Origin of the sequence: Spirosoma arboris, from assembly GCF_009754945.1 — a bacterium.
In the GTDB taxonomy this organism is placed as follows: Bacteria; Bacteroidota; Bacteroidia; order Cytophagales; family Spirosomataceae; genus Spirosoma; species Spirosoma arboris.
Genome location: NZ_WPIN01000015.1, coordinates 139,358 through 158,959 on the forward strand (window position 1 = coordinate 139,358; position 19,602 = coordinate 158,959).

Below are 19,602 nucleotides of genomic sequence, written 5' to 3' on the forward strand. Positions count from 1 at the left end.
GGCCAATTTTGCTGCATAAACTAAATCGCAAGCTTATGCAGCCGACATTGCTTCAACGAACCTCTAGCCCCGTGCTACCTGCTCTTAGCCAGCGTCGATACGACCTCGACTGGCTTCGTATCATTGCCATTCTGACGCTGTTTTTTTACCATACTGGTATGATTTACGTCTCCTGGGGTTTTCATATCAAAAGCGCTGAACATAGCATGCCCATGGAATACGTCATGCGCTGGCTCCACCGCTGGCGAATGCCGCTCCTGTTTTTTATTTCCGGTGCTGGTACATTCTTCGCCCTGAAAAAACGCTCCTATGGTACGTATGCTGGCGAACGAGTCCGAAGGTTATTTGTGCCGCTGGTATTTGGTATGTTCGTCATCGTACCTCCTCAGATTTACGTCGAGTGGTTATTCCGAGGGCGATTTTCAGGGAGTTATGCTGAGTTTTATCCTGAAGTACTCAAGTTTCAGCCATACCAGGATGGGGGAGCAGGGGGAGCGTTTAGCTGGCATCACCTGTGGTTTATCTGTTATCTTTTCTTCTATTCATTATTGAGCATCCCGCTATTCAAGTGGCTTAAAAGTGAGGCTGGACAACGGTTTACGGATAAAATCGGGCGACTCATTGCCCGTCCAGGCGGGGCATTGTGGCTCGTTGGCCTTCTATTGCTTAACGATGTGGCTCTGGGGGGCTTATTTCCAAACGAAACTCATGCATTGGTGAACGACTGGGCCTATTTTATGAAGAACCTAATTCTCTTCTGGCTAGGGTATTTGCTTATTAGTCGGCGGAGTTTCTGGCAAACCATTGCCGATCAACGACGGTATTTTCTGGTCGCGACGATTATCTGCACGGTTATTCTTTACAGTTTTCGCTTCTTTGTCAATCAGGAGGAATTTGATAATTCCCGACTGGTCATAACCCTGTTCAGTTTTAACGGGCTTGGTCTGACCTGGTTTTCGGTACTGGCGACGATTGCCTACGGATATCGATACCTAAATAAGAACCATCCGATTTTACCCCAACTGAACGAAGCCGTATATCCGTTTTACATCATCCATCAGACTGTTATTTTGCTAATTGGCTACTACGTGTTGACAAAAACCAGCTTAGGCGTTTATGATGGATTTCTGACGATAAGCCTTTCTTCATTAGTCGTCTGCGTAGTCGTTTATCTGCTGCTAATCCGTCCGTTTAAACTAACACGGATTTTCCTTGGCCTCAAAGCAAAGCAAGAGAAGAAACCAGATTCTGTACCTGCCTGATCAAGGGGTTAATTAGCAATGAAAAATTCATGATTTTCAACGCTCCCCACAGTATGAAAAAGCCACTCTCCTGTTGTAGGAGCCAGGCGAGAACGCGAAATTTTTTAGATGAAATTCTTATGAAAAGTCAACTTATTAGCCTGATAGCACTCTGGTTTAATCTATCTGCTGCGGTATGTGCGCAGACAATCTCAAAGCAACCTGCCAATACGGTCGAATGGCCAGCCTACGGGAATGATGTGGGTGGTATGCGGTTTTCGCCCCTCACGCAAATTAATCCAACAAACGTAAAGCAATTAGCTGTAGCCTGGACGTTCCGAACGGGCGAATTAGAACAATATAAAGGCACCTCTGCAGAAGAAAAAGCCGCTTTCGAAGCGACGCCCATTATGGTTGATGGAACGCTTTTTTTTAGCACACCCACTTCACGGGTTTTTGCGATTGATGCAGCTACCGGTCAGAAAAAATGGGATTATAACCCCGACGTTTACTTGCGCCAGGATTTATCAGAACTTACGTCGAGAGGGGTTTCGGTCTGGCCTTTACCCAATGATAAAAGCGCTTCAACGGGAGCTTCCAAACGTATTTTCGTGGCTACTATCGACGGCCGACTAATTGCCCTAGATGCGCTTACCGGTAAGCCCATTTCGACCTTCGGAAAAACGGGAAGTGTGGATTTACGGTCGGGAGTTGGTAATATCAGCGTTACGTCTCCACCGGCCGTCATTGGCAATACCATCGTTGTCGGTTCGTCAATGGGCGATAATCAGCGATTCAATTACGATCGGGGAGTGGTACGGGCTTATGATGCGGTAACAGGAGCATTGCGCTGGAGCTGGGACCCTATTCCCCGTGTAAAAGGAGATGCTGGTTTCGAGACCTGGAAAGGGCCAAATGCCAATCAAACAGGAGCTGCTAATGCCTGGTCTATTATTTCTGCCGACCCCGAGCGGGATTTAGTGTTTATCCCAACTACTAGCCCCAGCCCGGATTATTACGGGGGCGAACGACTGGGAAAGAATTTATTCGCCAGTTCAATCGTCGCCATTCGAGCTTCGACGGGGAAAGTCGTCTGGAGTTTTCAGACGGTTCACCACGATTTGTGGGATTATGACAATGCCTCACAACCGTTGTTGCTTCCGTTTACACTCAATGGCAAAACCGTGCCTGCAGTAGCTGTTGGCACCAAGATGGGCTTTGTATTTATTCTGAATCGGGAAACAGGCGTGCCGTTGTTGCCAGTTGAGGAGCGACCTGTACCTAAATCGACGGTTCCGGGCGAAGAAGCGTTCCCTACGCAACCCTTTCCGGCAACACTACCAGCACTTGGCCTGCAAAAAGCAGAAGCCTGGGGCATGACTCCTGCCGATAAAGCTGTTGCCCAAAAGCGGATGGATGGCCTTCTCTACGAAGGAATTTATACACCGCCGTCACTTCAGGGAAGTCTCATGACACCGGGTAACGTGGGGGGGATTCACTGGGGTGGTATGTGCTATGATCCAGGATCGGGCCTGCTGATCACCAATGTTAACCGCATGGCAGCTGTTATTCGGTTGTTGGCCCGGGAGAAGTTAGCCGAATCGGTGAAAAATGATCAGGATTTACTGCGCGCAGAAACGGGGATGCAGTCAGGAACGCCCTACGTACTAAAACGAAGTTATATGTTCATGAGAGATGAGCGGGGTATTCAGATGCAAACCCCACCGCCCTGGGGAACGCTGGCGGCTATTAATCTCCGAAAAGGAACGCTGGAATGGGAGGTGCCTTTAGGCTACATGATGGATATTGCAAAATACCCGCAAGCTAAACAATGGGGTTCGTTAAATTTCGGAGGAGCAATTACTACTGCCGGTGAGCTTGTATTTGTTGCAGCCAGTTTAGATGGCCATTTGCGAGCTTTTAAAACCCAGGATGGCAGTCTTCAATGGGAAGTCGCACTCCCTGCAGGAGGACAGGCTACGCCGATGACATACCAGGTAAATGGGCAACAATACGTTGTGATTGCTGCTGGTGGACACGGTAAACTGGGCACGAAACTGGGCGATTACATGGTAGCATATCGGTTACCTTGATTTTAACGAGAATCCCGCTTTACATGGGTGTGCATCCAGCCAATTTCCAGGCTGGATGTTTTTGTTTCTGCTCACCCGGTTCTATTTTTGACCCACTTACTACATTAACCATTTACCCAGCGCTATGCTTCGTACCGATTGGACCCGTGCTGAAATCGCCGAAATTTATAATTCACCCGTTTTAGATCTGATGTATCGGGCCGCCACCGTACATCGCCAGCACCACGACCCGCAGGAGGTGCAGGTTTGTACGCTACTTTCGGTCAAGACGGGCGGTTGTCCCGAAGACTGTGCCTATTGTCCACAGGCAGCACGCTACCATACTGCCGTCAAAGTGCACAAACTGATGGAGGTCAACGAAGTATTGACGGCTGCACAACGCGCTAAAGATACTGGTAGCACACGTTTCTGCATGGGTGCCGCCTGGCGTGAAGTGCGTGACAATAGTGATTTCGATAAGGTACTTGATATGGTACAGGGTGTAAACGAAATGGGCCTCGAAGTTTGCTGTACACTGGGCATGCTTACCGAAAGTCAGGCCCAGAAGCTAAAAGACGCTGGCTTGTATGCCTATAATCATAATCTTGATACGAGTGAAGAATTCTACGGAGACATCATCAGTACTCGCACTTACGACGATCGTCTAGACACCCTTGGTCATGCCCGCAAAGCTGGAATCTCAGTGTGTTCGGGTGGGATTATCGGCATGGGTGAGTCCGATCAGGACCGAATTGGCATGCTGCACACGCTGGCGACCTTACCACAACACCCAGAGTCGGTTCCAGTAAATGCGCTTGTTCCGGTAGAAGGAACGCCATTGGAAGACCAGCCACGAGTATCGGTCTGGGAAATGATTCGGATGATTGCCACGGCTCGTATCATCATGCCGAAGGCAATGGTTCGGCTTTCGGCCGGGCGGGTTCGAATGAATACTGAAGAGCAAGCCCTGTGCTTCCTGGCAGGTGCCAACTCGATTTTCGCTGGCGACAAATTACTGACAACGCCCAACCCCGACGTTGATACCGACCAACAATTATTTCAGACACTAAATATCCGGCCGCGTAAAGCATTCAAAGACGCGACGCAACCTGCCGTTGTGTTCGAGCAGATACCGGTTTGAGATGTAACTAAAATAAGTTGACTTTTATTTAGGAAGTACGTCAAAGTAGCGATTGATATACCCGTATACCCGTGCCACGGTTCCAAACCGTGGCACGGGTATACGGGTATATCAATCGCTACTTTGTATTAAACTCATAACTATTTGTAGGCGTGCAATTCAGAGAAGATAAACTTTATCATGTTTATAACAGGGGGAATAATCAGCAACATATTTTCTTTAAGCCGGAGAATTATATTTTCTTTCTCAGGAAAGTTCGACAATATGTTAGGCCTAAATGCAACCTACTTGCCTATTGTTTAATGCCTAATCATTTTCACTTTCTTCTACAGGCGACATCAGATTCCGTATTGACGAAGCAGGGCCAACTCATCACTCAGACTGAATTAAGTGATGGTTTTAGGCAATTATTGAGTAGTTACGCACAGGCGATCAATAAACAGGAAAACCGTACAGGATCATTATTTGCACAGAATACAAAAGCAAAACTCGTTGGTTGCCATGAAACAAAAATTGACTATAGTTTGAGTTGCCTAAATTACATTCATCAGAATCCTGTGCAGGCTAGCCTTGTTCAAGTACTAAAGGATTGGCCGTATTCTTCTTTTCCTGACTATGCTAATTTCCGGAATGGCACATTGTGCTCAAAGGATATAGCCTACCAACTTATTGATGCTGATTGGATAAATTTTATCCAGTTTTCGAGTGGATTACTTCCTGAAGACATTGCTGTTCAGTTATATTAATCATTGAGACGGGAAGCACCAAGAGCCTAAAAAAAGGGGAGTCGAAAATAGCTGTGCCACGGTTTTAAACCGTGGCACAGCTATTTTCGACTCCCCTTTTTTTAGGAAAATTCATTATCAATTATAATCGCCGTATATATTCTTTCTCGGCAATTTTTTCGATCAGCACTTCGACTAAGCTTTGTGCTTGTTCTTTCTTCACTTCGGCTTTGCCTTTTGTTTCAACCGTTACATTAATAATGTGGTTGTTGTAAAGAGCGTGCATGGCACCGGTGGTGGCATCCCAAACCGCTTTATCGCCCACGTTTGGAACAGCCTCGTAATGACCTGAACTAACGGCTGGTTCTGTAAGATGAGGAGTTGCCGCCGTTATACCACCATGCTTTGGTTGGTTGTCGTCGGTTGAGTGATGTTCGGTAGCCTCTTCATCACTTACGATTGCTTCTGGGCTGGTTCCTTCTGAGCTATTGACCGTTTCGGATTCAGGAGCTTCAACCACTGGCGCTGAGGCCATAGCTGGCTTGTTCTGATACATCTTATTGAAAAGATATTCAGCCTGATAAACAGACGGATAAGGTTTGGCGCCACCAAAAGAAACAAGAACTTTATTGCCTTCCCAGGCAAATTCACAACCGTTGTGCTCGTGGGCTTCTTCTAATTCTGTTTTCTCGCCTAAATTAAATGTGCTGCGAACATACTCTTCGCCCAAAATATTACAAGGTTCGTCGTAACCGAAATCGACAGAGAGTGCAGTGACACCTGCGGGTCTTTTGGCCAGAATAGGACTGGCATCCATTTGGCTGGCTGGATCAGCAGTGTCAGAACCGGGGTTACTGCAGGCTAAACAAAGTACGGGAAAGGCCAGTAGTAGCGATTTGATTTTCATGGTCTATTTGGAGAAAAGCCAAAATTAGCGTTTTCTTAAATACCATTTTAGTCCGTCCGATGTTTTTGCATGATTTGAAAAGGGTCTACAGCATCCTTGAATTAGGCAACAGTACAATTTTTGAATGATTTAAGCAGATCTTAATGCTGACCAAGTGAACGACAAGATTTAAGAGAGCAGATAGTCTTGAGAGGCTACCGGCGGGTTTTCGTTTGCTTCAGAGTAGGTAATCAGGTTAAAAAGATCAGCTTTCGTTATGTAGTTTTGCGGCTGAATAAACTGTATCTATGTCCGAAATCGAATCCATTCCCCTTGCTTCTGGTCGAAAAGCTTATTTCGCTTCTGATTTTCATTTAGGGACTCCCTCGCATAAAGAGAGCCGCGACCGAGAGCGAATTATTGTTAGCTGGCTTGACACAATCCGGGCAGATGCCGAGGTGATTTTTCTGGTCGGTGACGTATTCGATTTCTGGTTCGAATACAAGCGTAGCATTCCTAAAGGATTCGTTCGATTACAGGGAAAACTCGCTGAGTTTACCGATGCGGGTATCCGTATCATACTCTTCACGGGTAATCATGATATGTGGATGAACGATTACTTCACGCAGGAAATGGGAATTCCTGTCTATCGGGAACCACGTCGCTATATCATCGGTGAGAAACGATTTTTTATTGGCCACGGAGATGGCCTTGGTCCCGGTGATTTCGTTTACAAACGCCTGAAAACGGTCTTTGAAAGTGGATTAGCCCGGCAATTGTTTCGCTGGTTACATCCTGATCTAGGTATTGGCATGGCTCACGCATGGTCGCGTCGGAGCCGCATTAGCAACCTAAAAAGAGGAGAAGAGCACTTTCTGGGTGAAAAAAAGGAATGGCTTTGGCAATACTGCCAGGAGGTAGAAGCCGGAACGCACCACGATTATTATATTTTTGGCCATCGCCACATACCACTTGATCTTGCCGTAACACCTACCAGCCGATATATTAACCTCGGCGAATGGGTGTTCGCAAAAACGTATGGTGTTTTTGATGGAACGACAATGGCGCTTCAGGAATGGAAGTAGAAACTATTCGAAGCATTAATTGTTAGCGTCCTGTAAAATATCCTTTCGGGATACGTTTTCACGAGGGGCTTTGTTGATTTCACTGCGCCACTCTTTATTTTTCAGGTCTCCACGCTTAACTGAGCGGATAAAGTTGGCCCAGGCGAAGGGATTGGTGAAGGCAAAAGTGGGCGTTGCGCTACGGCCAATAATGGACTCTCGGCCAAAGAACTGTTGGTTAACAAAGTTTTGGTGATTGGCCAGTGCACCCATTGGCATGGTAGCTGCCTGACGCATAATCGCCACTGGGTCCATATTTTTGGCTAAGTTCTCCCGCTCTTTCTCGTCGGGGAGTTTCAGATTGACGAAAGCCTCCTTGAACAATTCTTCCGTTGCATACGGATAAACCTTCACTTCGGCCAGCGTTTTAACATCTTCCTGCAACGCTACTACGGCTGAATACGTAAGGTCAGTTATTCGGCGGGGAATAATGTGGTATTGCGTACGGAAGCCAACATAGCTGAAAATGACACTGTCACCCGGAAAAACTGGCAACGCAAAATAGCCATTGGGAGCAGCTAAAACCCCTTTTCCCGCTTTCGGAATATAAATGTAGGCGCCAGGCAACGCATCGTTCGTTTTACCACCCGTGATAAAACCTGTAAACGTTATCTGTCGGTCCTGCCCTTGCGCCCGTACGGTCGTAAAGAGCCCCGCCAAGGCAGACAACACCAGAATAGATATCAATAACGTCAACGACTTCTTCATAGACCTACAATCTAAACTACAAAGTAAACGAGTAAAAGGCAGTATATGGTTTCGACTACCCGAATTTTAAGAAAGAATTAGAGCGGATACCCTGTCAAATTTAAGCATTATGACTGGAAGATAACCCTGTGGAGATTCTATTTAAGGTAATTTAAGACAGTATAATCTAACTTTTGAGAGACTAATCGGGAATGATGTAGGAATGAAACAGGCTGCTAAAAAGCCGTAAAACGCTAGTATTCAAACAGGATAAACCTGTTCCCAGAATCACGCAAACAGTTTTAGAAAGGTGATAATAAACGGTGCCGCCAACAATAGACCGTCGAAGCGATCCAGAAAACCTCCATGCCCCGGAATACTACTGCCTGAGTCCTTAATCGCGATGCTTCGCTTAAACAACGACTCGACCAGATCGCCATAGGTACCCGTCACGACAATGATGCCACCAACGCAATACCATTGCCAGGGTCGCAGTTCGGGCGCCCAAAATGTTAAGCCCAACGCTATCAGGCCAGCCGCTGCTGCCCCGCCAATACTGCCTTCCCACGATTTCTTGGGTGAAACCCGCTCAAAAAGCTTCCGACGACCGAATTTAGTGCCTGCAAAATAAGCCCCAATATCACTGGCCCACAGCAACAGCAGGCAACCTGTAATAATAGCCGGGTGATAAGTGCCTCCTTGTAAGGCTAAAATGATCAATAAGGCAAAGGGCATAGCCACATAAATAATTCCCAGAAACGTAAAGCCGATATTGGTAAATGGCTTCATGTCTTTCTTTTTGTAGAGCTTAATCAGGAAAATCATCGATGAGGCTGGGCAAATAAGAAAGTAACTGCCAGTGCCGATCTGATCGGTTTCAACAAAATAGGCTAGTATACAGATCATACAGCCAACGACCGTGCCATAGGCTGTAAGTGGTTCAAAACCATCGAGACCGAGTAGACGGTAAAATTCGCGCTGGGTGAGTGCACTGACCACGCAGAACAGCAGTGCAAACGTCCAGGCATCATACCAGATCATAAACAGAATAAAAGGAACACCCGCTACAGCCGCAATGACTCGCTGCTGCAGGTTCGATAAGTTAGCTAAACGTTGCTTCATTTTCCAGGATTACTTTGGCCAGAACCGCGTCTTTGGCCAGCACATGAACCTCGCTCTTTCCCCCTCCTATACTGGGGTAACTGCTACTTTGTTTATTAATAACTACGGCCGGAATATCATGTTCCTGCAATAGGGCTTTCGCCAGTTCGGCCCGATGGGGCAGGGGTGAAGTATAAATTGATTCCCAGGTTTCCGTCATTGCGTTTTTTGTGTAGAGACCGACTTGCAGGTTCTACGTAGGTCGATTAATCTGCTTAAAATAATATAATAGCCCCGCTGTAATCCCGAAAGCCATCATTGATCCCAGAATTGGCACTGACTCAGTGCTTTCAATATCCATAGAGGTTATTTCTGTCTGGTGCAAATAGACCATCAATACCGTAAATCCATTATTAACGAAGTGAGCCAGAATTGAAACCCACAGATTGCCGGACCATAAATAGAGATAACCGAATAATGCACCAAGTAGCATTCGGGGGAAAAAACCCAGAAACTGTACATGTATAGCACTAAATAGGGCAGCCGCCAGCCAAATGCCCACATGAGCATTACCTGTCCAATAGCTAAAATTGCGTTGTAGGATTCCCCGGAACAGGGTTTCTTCGCCAATAGCAGGAATAATAGCAATTACAACAACCGCTACCAGCAGTTGACCCGTTGTTTGAAAGGAGGTTAGATACTTAGTAAGACCTGCCAGTTTTTGTTCCTGATCGCGCATCCATTGCTCAATGGGAGCTAAGGTTTCGGGAAGGTGCAAATTCTGATTCCATTCGATAATCAGACCATCGAAGGGCATAAAAGCAATGACGATAAGAGCCACTAAACTAAAACCGGCTACTGCCGAAACAGGTCGGGGGTTGAATTGGCCCCATGTTCGACGTTCGATGGTATACCAATAAACCAGAGCTGGGAGAAAAAATGTACCAAGGTGATTAATTGCCTGAAGTAGCATAAGCTCATACCAGTTGGTAGGCGCGCCAGTGGGGTTAATGGCCAGTTCTTTCAGGTATGCCTGGATTTCGGTAAAGTCCATTCCTTTACTCAAGCCCAGAATGCCGAGTAAAAGATAAGTACTTACAACGCCCCCTATAAGTATAAAACCAACAAGCATGGTCAGCCCTCCGATTGTAGGTGGGCGTGAATGGGACGCTTCTTGGAAGTGGACTGGTTGCATATTTCCTGTAAATATATGCACTAGCGATTAGTTTTGTATGTGATATTTGCAAAACACACGAATTTAACTAAAAATCGCCGTTTTCGCTGTGTATTGCTCCCTTTCAATTGTATCTGATTTCTATTCATTTTCGGTAATTTCATTAAAAATATTTCAGTAACGTTTCAGTCAGAGTTATCTTTGTAGGCAATGGCTCGATTGACCTATAACGTAGAACTAAATAGCAAGCCTGACCGGTCCGGTCGGTCGCAGGTTATGGTGCGTCTTCATCAGAAAGGCCAAAAACCTGGACGAGTGCTCACTTCAGTAAAGATAGAGAATGCTTCCAGATACTGGGATGCTGAACTACTGAAAAAGGAGAAAGAGAAGAATCCTAACACTGACCGGAAGGTGGTTTGGGGCAAGTGGGTGGTTAAGCATCCAAAGCGCGAACCCTTGAACGATGAGATCCTACAGGAATATGAGCGCATAAAAAAACAGGTTGGTGAGTGGCTTAAAGAATTCCCTTATTTGACGCCCTCGCTCCTGGCCGAACGATTCCGGGAAGGGGTTATTGATCAATACTTTCCTTTGCTTGATGAAGTACTTGAACAGGTCAAAGAGCAGGCTTACGCAACCTATGCCTGTAAACTGAGCGCCCGAACCCTGTTTAAAAACTTCCTGGGCGATAAAGCAGAGGTCACCTACCTGCAAAGTGTTACTCCCATCGTTGTCCGAGAGTTCCGTGACCATTTAAAGAATAAAGCCTGGAATAAACGCGGGGACAAGCGAATGCCTTCAACCATCAATGAGATCATGGGCAGGTTGAATAATCTGCATGAACTGGTTCTTATCAAAAAAGGGCTTTCACAAAAGCAGGCAGCTTTACAATCGCCCTGGACAGAAATAGAAGCGTTAGTTGAAATAAAGACGCCAAAAACCAAACTGACAGAAACATTAATAAATGAAATTAAGATTGCCCCCATTGAGTCAAAGCGAAAAGTAATCACGTATGAAATCGCCTTTCAAATATGGATGTTAGCCAGGGTATTGGCCGGTGCCAGAATTTCAGATGTGATTAAGCTTCGCTACTGCGAGTTCGAATTAAACCGGGATGGAGAGCCGGTCCATTTACGCTATCAAATGCAGAAGACTGGCCACCTGATTAGTACGCCAGTACTCGAAGAGGGGAGATTATTACTGAAACGTTGGTGGAATCCAGAAGCCAAAGCGACTGACTATGTCCTGCCTTTACTGAATAATTCAAAAGAATACGCTAGGCTGTTGACCCATGAGCAGTATAAAAAAGCCTCGTTTGAAGTACGGCGAAAGTTTAGCACGACGCTGAATCACTGGAATAAGTCAATTAATGGAGCACTCAAAGAAATCGAAATAGGTGCTAATCTATCCAAGCCGCTCCGCATGCATAGTTCCCGGCACTCGTTTGCTGACTTAGCCCTTCGTATTATGAAAGAAGAAGCCAGCTTAACGCTGTATGACATTCAGCTCATGATGGGCCACCAAAGCCTAAAGACGACAGAAATTTATACCAAGAATTGGGAGGAACAGGACATTTCTCAACCAATGCAGGTAGTGTTCAGGAAGAAAGAGTAACAGTGCTCCAGTAAACCCACCATAGTGTACCATGGCTATCCACTATACCACCTGGATTTTTGATAAGACTTATGAACATCCCTTCTTCGTGTGTTCGGTTTTTAACCTAACTGGCCCTCAATTTAGAATGCACTTGATCCTGCATTATAATTAGACATAACATTGACGCAGTTTACTTGAAAACCAGTAAATACAGCGATTGTCTGCTTATCCACTATTTAATCGGCAACTTTTAATAATCCCCTAATTAAAAGCTTCATGTTTAATATTGATTATGCTGAAAATTTCCGTGCTTATACACCCTATCTGTATAGGTATATGGATAAAAAATATATTGATAAATTTTTCGAAGATGGATATTTAAGACTAGGTTCTTTTAAAAAATTTAGAGATTATCCTGATGAAGTTAGGGGGGATATTTCAGAGGGAAGCGGTGCTTTGGTAGGAATTGAACAAAATAATTATTTTTCATTATTAACTACGGTACCCGACTCTGCTTATATATTAAGTACTAGTACAAAAAATAGCGATTCTATTGGAAAGGAGTTTGGTACCGATTCGCGATTTAGAATAAAAGATCCTTTTAGTTTTGCCATTGAAATAGCAAACAGTCTACAGGGTTTTATAGCCTCGTTACAAGGTCCTTGCGTTTATGATGCTACTAAATCGTATGAATACAATAATTCTGGATTAGTAGAAGAACTTCTTAATGAAGGAATCTCTTGGCCACCATCACCAAAATTGGCTTTACATATGGCTACAGCAAACGATATTCTATTTTTTTTAAAGCCTTCATCTTATGAATACCAAAGTGAATATAGATTTGTATGGCATATCGGTGAGGACTTTGGTCCACATGAGCATATAGACCTAGAATGTAAAGAAGCTGTCAAATTCTGTGAAAGGCTATGATTAAAAATAAAAACGCCCGGTTCATCACTGACCGGGCGTTTAACGCTTCCAACCTAATCGTTTATTTAAAATACAGTTCAGACTCTCGTTTACGTCTGGCCGTTAAGACAGATAAGACTACCTTCTTTTTATTGGCAGTCCCTTTGTTCCATCTGGCAAATTGGCCGGTGATAGCCTCGTTGTTTGGATCTTTGTTTATGATCCGAAGCAGCGTAGACGATTCAAATCCACCTACGCCAACATTGAAAATGAAGCTACAGAGCGCATCAACCTGATTTGACGTTAGATGCGCTTTGACTCTGTTCTGAATGGATGATTCACACTTTACCAGATCATCTCTCAGTAATTCTTCTGCCTTGGCCGCCGTGATAAACTGATTTGGCTTGACATCAGATCCGGTGTGGCCATACCCAATCGTCCACACACCTACACTATCCTGATAGGATTTCAACCGGCAACCCTCTTCGTTTTTGATGAAGGCGATACCGACCGATGAAATTTTATAATCGTTCATTAAAGCGCCGTTTTAAGTCCCAGATAGACTAGCGTTGCTCCGCCAACCCACTTTAGGCCAGTACCGAGGTGAGCTAGTTGTTTACCCGCCCACGTTTTGGGTTTGTCGGCTTCACAAATGGCCAGTTGTTTTTCGGCCTGGTTCGCCCGCTCAGTTTCCGTGTTGCGATCGGTAGTCAGAATCGCAATCGTTGTATCCTGTTTGGCGAGTCGCTGATTGGCCAGTTTAAGCGATGCCTGAAGGCCAGTAATGGCCGTTTTGCCCGACCGCTCCAGTCCATCGGCGCGGGCCTGCTCTACCAGGTATTGCCCATACCAATAAGCCGGATCTGGATTGAAAAAAGTAGGCAGTTGTTGAGCTGGTGCAGGCGAGAAAAAAAACACACTAGCCAGTGCTAACAGCAGGTTGACGAGTAGCAACCCAATCCGTTCATTTTTCATGTTTGCCGAGTCGGTTAAATTCAGAAATAGCCTGCTGGGTTGAATCAGCAATCGTTACAGTGGACGAGATTGTACTTGTGGTCTGCTTGGCTGGCTCAGCAGGTTGTCGATCGAGTCGAACAATCAAGGCAGTGACAATGGCGACTGAGATGGCCGAAAGGGCAAAAATGACCGCGAACCGTTTAATAAGCTGGGTTCGAACTTCCTTAGTCAGTGGGGCTGTGTTGGTAAAGTGAAAGCCAAATACAGTTGAGGCAATAATAGACAAACCAATAGCGGATAGGCCATAGTCCAAATGACGCTCCCAACTTAAATGAAGTAGAAACGTGAGCATAAACGAAGGCCCAATGGCCAGCACAGAGAAGCGTACCCGCTTGGGTACTTCGGCCAGTCCTGCCACGTAAAACACGGAGCCCAGGGCAGTGACCAGCAAGATGAGATCAACAAGGAATTTCATAAAAGTTACGGAGTTGGACTTGTTTTGGTAAGACGTTTTTTGATTTCATCAAAAATGAAAATGACGGTTTCTTTCAGATCCATATCTCGGATCTGTTCGGCTTTCTTATGGAAAATTTCCACCACAACTGAGCAGGCCATTGGTGCGGCCAGAGCAATCCACCAGCCTGACTTTAAATCCCATTCGGCCAGCCAAATAACGAAGCCGGTTAGACTTGCTCCAACAATCAATGAGTAATAGAACTCCCGACCGGCAGCCCATGCACTAATAGACTCGTTTCGCGCCAACCGGGCCATAGCACCTAAAAATAGGCACATGGCAATTAGTACGTCTGCCGGAACAGACTGGTATAAACGATAAGCTTCTTTCATTCTAGTTACGGTTGAGTGGTTTTAAAAGATACTTTGTCCCGGTTTACGACTGCTGGCGGGGATTTTTAGGGTACTTGTATCTCCGGTTAATAAATTCATTTTGTTAGCTTCTTTGTCAGCTTATGTGTCATTTGGAGTCATTATCATCCAGGCTGATTACCTTTTCAAAGGCTTATTCTACTAGAAACCCACTTCAGTTATGATTCTGAAGGCAACTTTGACCTCATCAATAGAAATTTGGCCTCTTTTGTCGATTTAGCTTTTTGTATTTTTAGAACTTATTTTAGAGGCTCTTTTTTAATTCTAAAAAAATGAAGGAACGCTTTACGTATATCGACTCCCTACGAGGTTTTGCAATTGCGGGTGTTATCATTACACACGCAGCTAGTATTGTAGGAATTTCAGGGCTTTTACGAAGAGTTACAGATGTCTTTGGTCTGGGGGTACAATTATTCTTCGTTATTAGCGCCTTTACTATTTTTTACACCTTATCCCGAAGTGAAGGGCGTGAAAATCAAATACGTGACTTTTTCATTCGTCGTTTCTTTCGCATCATACCTGTTTATTGGTTTGGAATTATCATCTATACATTGGTTTATGGAATGGGGTCCAGGGGGTGGCGTGAAGGACCAGAACTGTGGCACTATCCGTTTCATATCTTTCTAGTTAATGTTCTTCATCCCTTAACTTCTAGTTCAGTTGTGCCGGGAGGATGGTCAATTAGTTGTGAAATTCTATTTTACCTCTGTGTCCCTTTATTGTACTACTACATCAACACCAATATCCGACTTGCCATATTTGTAGTCATCACTGTCTTTCTGCTTCCTGTTGCGAACAGTGTGCTAAGTCATATTTTAAATCCTGTTCTGTTTGCCAATGTTGACCCAAAAACACAACAGCAATTTTGGTATCGTTGGTTACCCAACCAGTTAGGTGCCTTCTCATTTGGCATGCTCCTGTTCCGAATCATCAAGACTCATTCGCTATCCTTTCTTTCAAACAGAGTTACTAACGTTGCCGGGATAGCCATTACGCTTATAGCGATGGGGGGCTTGGTTGTTATCAAACCGATTGTGATTCAAAAGCATCTTGCTTATAGCTTTTTGTTTATGGTGTTAGCCCTGCTACTCTCAGCTATCCCTTGGAAAATCTTTGTGAACCGGGCAACTGTTTTTCTAGGTCAGATCAGCTATTCAAGTTATCTGATTCACTTCCTGGTTATTAACCAGTGCTTTATTTTCATATCAGCTCATTTCCCGAGCCTTGCGGCCAATCACCTTAAGTTATTCATTGTACTTACCTTGTTAGGTTTTGCCTTTACTATTCCCCTGGCCTATCTGAGCTATAAATTAATTGAACAAAACGCCATCAAATGGGGTCGCAAATACATTACCTACCTAAATGAACGCACCTTAAAACTGGAAAAAGTAAGCTCTTAACACGAAGGACTCTACCAGATTCGGTTTTATAGTTTTTTGACAAGTCTAAAAATCCCCAGCCGTGGCCACGGCTGGGGATTTTTAGCGTTCCAACCAGCCTTGTAGATAGCCTGCTGTTACTCAGGTATCCAACCAAACAGACCACCAAAGGCAATCATGGGTTTGGCAGGTAGTTCCAGCCCCAGTAAACTCACGCCCCATTCCAGTAGATACAGCAGGCACATGACCACAAAGAAGGGAGCAAAGGCCGATAGAAGTCCCTGAATGGCTGGTACTCGTTCGCCTTTGCCAGCCCGGATAACAGAGCCAACAAAAACGACAAATACCAGGAGCGCATCGCGTCCGAATAAGTCAAGTAAGTAATCCATTGATACGCTCTTAGATGTTGAGTTACGGTTAGTATATGTCCTGTATAGCCATACTTTGACTGCTATTGGATTAGTCAAAGTATGGCTATCATACCCAGGCAATCAGGACTCGTTTCGTGTGACATTTGCAAGGGTTACAGCGTATTTTTACTGACGAGAATCAACTTCCCGCCCGAATACCTAAAAGTACCCGATGTACCCGCCGAGAGAGTGGTGAGTACGACGCTATCGGACGCATTGGCAATCGAAGCACTCCCCGTTGATCCCGTTGGGCGTAGTATGGTAATCTCGTCCTGAAGGTTAGCCCGTGCATCATTCAGGGTATAGGTCAGCGTCGCACTACCTGCATGAACGCCCGCCAGGATTAGTGTTCTGCCTGTTGTGCCTAATTCAAAGCTGGTTGCTGTAGCGCCTGAATAGGTCGTAACGCTAAACTTAGGGTCAATCACATTCTGTTCACGCCAGGTGCCCGCTGTCGTACCTGCTATGACCCGGTCTCTGAAATCCCCCAAAGGGTTAGCCGTGGCATCTCCGCCCGTGACGGGATTTTGCACGACTACTCCACTTCCACGCCAGATAATTAGAATCCTGTCAGTCGTACTATTATACGTATTGACGTATACTTCAAGCTGTTTGGTGCCGGTTGCCGAGTTGTCCTTGACCAACATAACCTTGCTTATCTGCAAGCCAGAGAAGGAGCCTCCTCCGGTCGTCAAGTTTTGAATGACAGGTCGATCATTGTATTGAGAGTTGACAAAAAATTCAGATCGTAAGACCCGGCCTAAATTGTCCGTGGCTACAATGGTCAGGTTGCCAATTAGCGTAGATGTACTGGTACTGGGTTGGTAGCTACTTGATGCCTGTACAACTGTATAATAGCCTGTACCAGTGGGCATAAAATATTTATACTGAGGGGGTGACAAAAAGTTGGTTTCCCCATTGAGTGTGGCCGTTTGGCGAAAGCTTGCGGCATTTCCCAGAGCACGTAGTGTTGTCGCCCTGGTCTCGCCTAACTGAATCACATGCCATGCGCAACCGCTGGCAGTAAGCTGCCAGGTGCCATGTGTACAGCTATTCATCACATCTCGTACCCGAATATCACCGGTAAAGTCCAGGATTCGTCCATCCGGCATGAAGACTGATATTATATCGTCAGCTCCATCGACAGACACTCCCTTTTTGTACTCCAGACTGATCGGAATACGCTCGTTGGTTGCGAAACTCCGCAGGAACTTCTGCGTTGTCGACTGGCCTGAGCGCTCAGTAACACTACCTGAATAGGCTGTCAAGTCCGTTCCCGCAACGCCGTTGTTAGTCACCTTGAGCGTGATGGAGCCATTGTTCACTTCACAGTGAACAAGTTTTAATAACGAGGTATTATTTGGCCCACCATTGAACATAATTACAGGTCTGGGATTACTCCCAGTGTTGGTTCCATCGAATGAGCATACCCCGGCTACGCGCAAAATCGGAGCGGTCGCTTCCGTCCACGACATACCTACGTATACGTTGCTGGACGTAACCATTTTGCCCCCTGTGACGATTGCCCCACCAAGCGGAGCCGAGATGGTATGCCCTGAAATGCTAACGAGATTGTTTACTGCTGTCCCGTCCGCCCGGTCGAAATCCTCGATCGGTGGATTGTTCGCATTTCGACCAACTGCCAGATTTCGCTTAGTGTCTAATGCGCCAGACGGAAGGGGCAACCACGCTCCTGTGCCATCAGGATACTTGCCGGCTAACGGTGTACCTGTGGCCAGTTGCGCAGGGGTAGCAGTGCCAGAAATGGTGTTGAATGGTTGTGTGCCAAGATGGTTATTTCTGTTTAGCAACGTCGCATCAGGACTGTTAGCGGTCGCGCCATCGGCAATTCCGGCCAGTTTTGTTGTGTTAGCTGAAATACTCGTGGCGTGCGTGTTCAGTATTGCTCCAACACCAGCCGCATACGTAATCTGATCCTGAGTATTGAATTTAGTCGTATAGAGCGTATTGAGCTGACTTTGTAAGTTGGTCGTCGTGGAATTCACGGAGGCTACTTTCAGTGAATCAGCGCGTGGGTAAAGACTATACTGGCTGTTGAGGTACTTTAATTTGTAATTGATTTGCGCAGCTGGATCGTTTATCGTTTGCGCGAAGCTGGAAAGCGTTACCAGACTTAAAAAAAGAGAGAGTAGCTTTTTCATTGCGATGGATTAATTAAAAAGTAAAGTCATTAAGTCTTGCCAAACACTCAGTATGGTAATGGGTGGATAGCTATAGGGAGCCGTAGAAACTACCGTTAAAGCCGTTGGGGAGGTGGTGAAAGTGGCCCGTTTTACGGTATACAAATTCGCACTATAGCCCGTTATGCCATCCCGATTTATCTCCACATAAGCCGTTTCTGGCAAATCAGACGTTTTGTTCCATTTTACCTGTACTGATCCCAGGCCTCGAATTATCTGCGGTTGGAGCGAATCGGCCAGGGGCTTACTCCGAGTATCCTTATAAGCTACAGCCGTATAGGTGGCTGTGTCCAATGGTGAAATGACGAGTTTGGGAGACACGTACGGATTGCCCTTGTAGATTTGCCAGTCGGGTAGGCCCGAAACGCCTTGAGCCAGACTAAGGGCGGGCAGAATTAACAGAAATAAGAGCAGCTTTCTCATGATATTATTTTGTTACGGTAGGAGGGTATTACTAGAAGTCTTGAAGGTCATCAGGAAGTGGCATCCCGTACCACTTCGATCCAGTCCTGAAACCAGACCGTTCCACTAACCCATTTAAAATCAATCGTATTATTGCCCGAAATCAATGCGATGTTGGTGGCCAGTATCTGAGTCTTTTGGGTACCCGTGTTACCTGTCATATTAAAATTGACCCAATCTCCTCCATTTATCCGGTAGGCACCTACGCCAGTTACTTCCAAATTGGTCTGATAGCGGTGGGTTAGCTTGAAGCCCGACAGATTAGCACCCAGCGTATTATTCACGGTGTAGGTGAGATTGCCCGACGTATCCGAAATGGCTCCACGCGTAACGCCATCACCCGGTGAACCCGACCAGGTACCCGCGCCCGTGGCCCCCTCTGCCTGAAGGTGGACGGAGAAGGCTGGATAAGTAGTCGCTGGTGCATCGGGTTTTACCAACGGGGGTACAGTATTGGTATCAATTATAGCCCCATTGTCCACTGTTAGTTGATGTGGGTAGGTGCCGTTTTTTATGGCATTGGCTAGGGCCGTTCGCCCCTCAAGGGTTCGGGGGTATTCGTCAATATCCCGACTGGTTTTACAGAGATAAAGCAGATTACCCGTAATATGGCTCTTGATGCGAACGGTTTGCGGTGCGATGTTTGACATAA

21 protein-coding genes are annotated in these 19,602 nt (G+C 45.8%); 8 read left to right on the plus strand and 13 right to left on the minus strand.

The window, feature by feature from the left end; all coding sequences use genetic code 11:
• Positions 1 to 35: 35 nt before the first annotated feature.
• The 4 genes from GO755_RS30255 (at position 36) to GO755_RS30270 (ending at position 5,200) form a co-directional block, all read left to right on the plus strand.
• Entirely contained in the window at positions 36 to 1,262 is a 1,227-nt protein-coding gene (locus GO755_RS30255; RefSeq protein ID WP_157589174.1) for an acyltransferase family protein, read from the plus strand.
• Positions 1,263 to 1,381: 119 nt separating this feature from the next.
• Complete coding sequence (locus tag GO755_RS30260; RefSeq protein ID WP_157589175.1) at positions 1,382 to 3,334, plus strand: pyrroloquinoline quinone-dependent dehydrogenase; 1,953 nt, start codon at positions 1,382 to 1,384, stop codon at positions 3,332 to 3,334.
• Between the two features lie 124 nt (positions 3,335 to 3,458).
• Positions 3,459 to 4,454 (plus strand): biotin synthase BioB, encoded by a 996-nt coding sequence (gene bioB, locus GO755_RS30265; RefSeq protein ID WP_157589176.1) that lies wholly within the window; start codon positions 3,459 to 3,461, stop codon positions 4,452 to 4,454.
• 302 nt (positions 4,455 to 4,756) lie between these two features.
• Positions 4,757 to 5,200, plus strand: coding sequence for a transposase (locus GO755_RS30270; protein ID WP_227687139.1), 444 nt, complete (start codon positions 4,757 to 4,759; stop codon positions 5,198 to 5,200).
• Between the two features lie 121 nt (positions 5,201 to 5,321).
• Here GO755_RS30270 and GO755_RS30275 read toward each other — a convergent pair whose 3' ends face one another.
• Positions 5,322 to 6,086, minus strand: a complete 765-nt coding sequence (locus tag GO755_RS30275) for a hypothetical protein (RefSeq protein WP_157589177.1) — start codon at positions 6,084 to 6,086, stop codon at positions 5,322 to 5,324.
• Positions 6,087 to 6,373: 287 nt separating this feature from the next.
• Between GO755_RS30275 and GO755_RS30280 the strand changes: the two genes are divergently transcribed.
• Positions 6,374 to 7,150, plus strand: a complete 777-nt coding sequence (locus GO755_RS30280; RefSeq protein ID WP_157589178.1) for a UDP-2,3-diacylglucosamine diphosphatase — start codon at positions 6,374 to 6,376, stop codon at positions 7,148 to 7,150.
• 15 nt (positions 7,151 to 7,165) lie between these two features.
• Here GO755_RS30280 and GO755_RS30285 read toward each other — a convergent pair whose 3' ends face one another.
• From GO755_RS30285 to GO755_RS30300, 4 genes are all read right to left on the minus strand, one after another.
• Positions 7,166 to 7,897 carry a carboxypeptidase-like regulatory domain-containing protein gene (locus GO755_RS30285; protein ID WP_157589179.1) on the minus strand — a complete coding sequence of 244 codons (732 nt, stop codon included), beginning with the start codon at positions 7,895 to 7,897 and terminating at the stop codon, positions 7,166 to 7,168.
• Positions 7,898 to 8,164: 267 nt separating this feature from the next.
• Positions 8,165 to 8,998 carry a phosphatidate cytidylyltransferase gene (locus GO755_RS30290; RefSeq protein WP_157589180.1) on the minus strand — a complete coding sequence of 278 codons (834 nt, stop codon included), beginning with the start codon at positions 8,996 to 8,998 and terminating at the stop codon, positions 8,165 to 8,167.
• Positions 8,979 to 9,197 carry a putative signal transducing protein gene (locus tag GO755_RS30295; RefSeq protein ID WP_157589181.1) on the minus strand — a complete coding sequence of 73 codons (219 nt, stop codon included), beginning with the start codon at positions 9,195 to 9,197 and terminating at the stop codon, positions 8,979 to 8,981. Before GO755_RS30295 ends, GO755_RS30290 begins: the two co-directional genes overlap by 20 nt.
• A gap of 33 nt (positions 9,198 to 9,230) precedes the next feature.
• Positions 9,231 to 10,109: a CPBP family intramembrane glutamic endopeptidase gene (locus GO755_RS30300; RefSeq protein WP_157589182.1), complete on the minus strand. Its 879-nt coding sequence runs from the start codon at positions 10,107 to 10,109 to the stop codon at positions 9,231 to 9,233.
• A gap of 252 nt (positions 10,110 to 10,361) precedes the next feature.
• On the opposite strand from GO755_RS30300, the gene GO755_RS30305 reads away from it, so the two are divergent.
• Together GO755_RS30305 and GO755_RS30315 are read left to right on the plus strand one after the other, a co-directional pair.
• Positions 10,362 to 11,765: a tyrosine-type recombinase/integrase gene (locus GO755_RS30305; RefSeq protein WP_157589183.1), complete on the plus strand. Its 1,404-nt coding sequence runs from the start codon at positions 10,362 to 10,364 to the stop codon at positions 11,763 to 11,765.
• Positions 11,766 to 12,023: 258 nt separating this feature from the next.
• The gene (locus GO755_RS30315; protein ID WP_157589185.1) at positions 12,024 to 12,677 is read left to right on the plus strand and encodes a hypothetical protein; all 654 of its coding nucleotides are present in this window, start codon (positions 12,024 to 12,026) and stop codon (positions 12,675 to 12,677) included.
• A 61-nt stretch (positions 12,678 to 12,738) separates the two neighbouring features.
• Here the strand turns inward: GO755_RS30315 and GO755_RS30320 are convergent, their stop codons facing one another.
• The 4 genes from GO755_RS30320 to GO755_RS30335 are packed head-to-tail and all read right to left on the minus strand — an operon-like array spanning position 12,739 to position 14,459.
• Entirely contained in the window at positions 12,739 to 13,191 is a 453-nt protein-coding gene (locus GO755_RS30320; protein ID WP_157589186.1) for a lysozyme, read from the minus strand.
• Positions 13,191 to 13,631 (minus strand): hypothetical protein, encoded by a 441-nt coding sequence (locus tag GO755_RS30325; protein ID WP_157589187.1) that lies wholly within the window; start codon positions 13,629 to 13,631, stop codon positions 13,191 to 13,193. Before GO755_RS30325 ends, GO755_RS30320 begins: the two co-directional genes overlap by 1 nt.
• Positions 13,621 to 14,088 (minus strand): hypothetical protein, encoded by a 468-nt coding sequence (locus GO755_RS30330; protein WP_157589188.1) that lies wholly within the window; start codon positions 14,086 to 14,088, stop codon positions 13,621 to 13,623. The genes GO755_RS30325 and GO755_RS30330 overlap by 11 nt, the downstream gene beginning before the upstream one ends.
• 5 nt (positions 14,089 to 14,093) lie before the next feature.
• The gene (locus tag GO755_RS30335) at positions 14,094 to 14,459 is read right to left on the minus strand and encodes a hypothetical protein (protein ID WP_157589189.1); all 366 of its coding nucleotides are present in this window, start codon (positions 14,457 to 14,459) and stop codon (positions 14,094 to 14,096) included.
• Positions 14,460 to 14,770: 311 nt separating this feature from the next.
• On the opposite strand from GO755_RS30335, the gene GO755_RS30340 reads away from it, so the two are divergent.
• Entirely contained in the window at positions 14,771 to 15,898 is a 1,128-nt protein-coding gene (locus tag GO755_RS30340) for an acyltransferase family protein (protein WP_157589190.1), read from the plus strand.
• Between the two features lie 116 nt (positions 15,899 to 16,014).
• Here the strand turns inward: GO755_RS30340 and GO755_RS30345 are convergent, their stop codons facing one another.
• The 4 genes from GO755_RS30345 to GO755_RS30360 form a co-directional block, all read right to left on the minus strand.
• Positions 16,015 to 16,266, minus strand: a complete 252-nt coding sequence (locus tag GO755_RS30345; protein ID WP_157589191.1) for a hypothetical protein — start codon at positions 16,264 to 16,266, stop codon at positions 16,015 to 16,017.
• A gap of 134 nt (positions 16,267 to 16,400) precedes the next feature.
• Positions 16,401 to 18,449 carry a hypothetical protein gene (locus tag GO755_RS30350; RefSeq protein WP_157589192.1) on the minus strand — a complete coding sequence of 683 codons (2,049 nt, stop codon included), beginning with the start codon at positions 18,447 to 18,449 and terminating at the stop codon, positions 16,401 to 16,403.
• A 9-nt stretch (positions 18,450 to 18,458) separates the two neighbouring features.
• Positions 18,459 to 18,911: a hypothetical protein gene (locus GO755_RS30355; protein WP_157589193.1), complete on the minus strand. Its 453-nt coding sequence runs from the start codon at positions 18,909 to 18,911 to the stop codon at positions 18,459 to 18,461.
• A gap of 50 nt (positions 18,912 to 18,961) precedes the next feature.
• Positions 18,962 to 19,600 (minus strand): hypothetical protein, encoded by a 639-nt coding sequence (locus tag GO755_RS30360; protein ID WP_157589194.1) that lies wholly within the window; start codon positions 19,598 to 19,600, stop codon positions 18,962 to 18,964.
• Between the last annotated feature and the right edge of the window lie 2 nt (positions 19,601 to 19,602).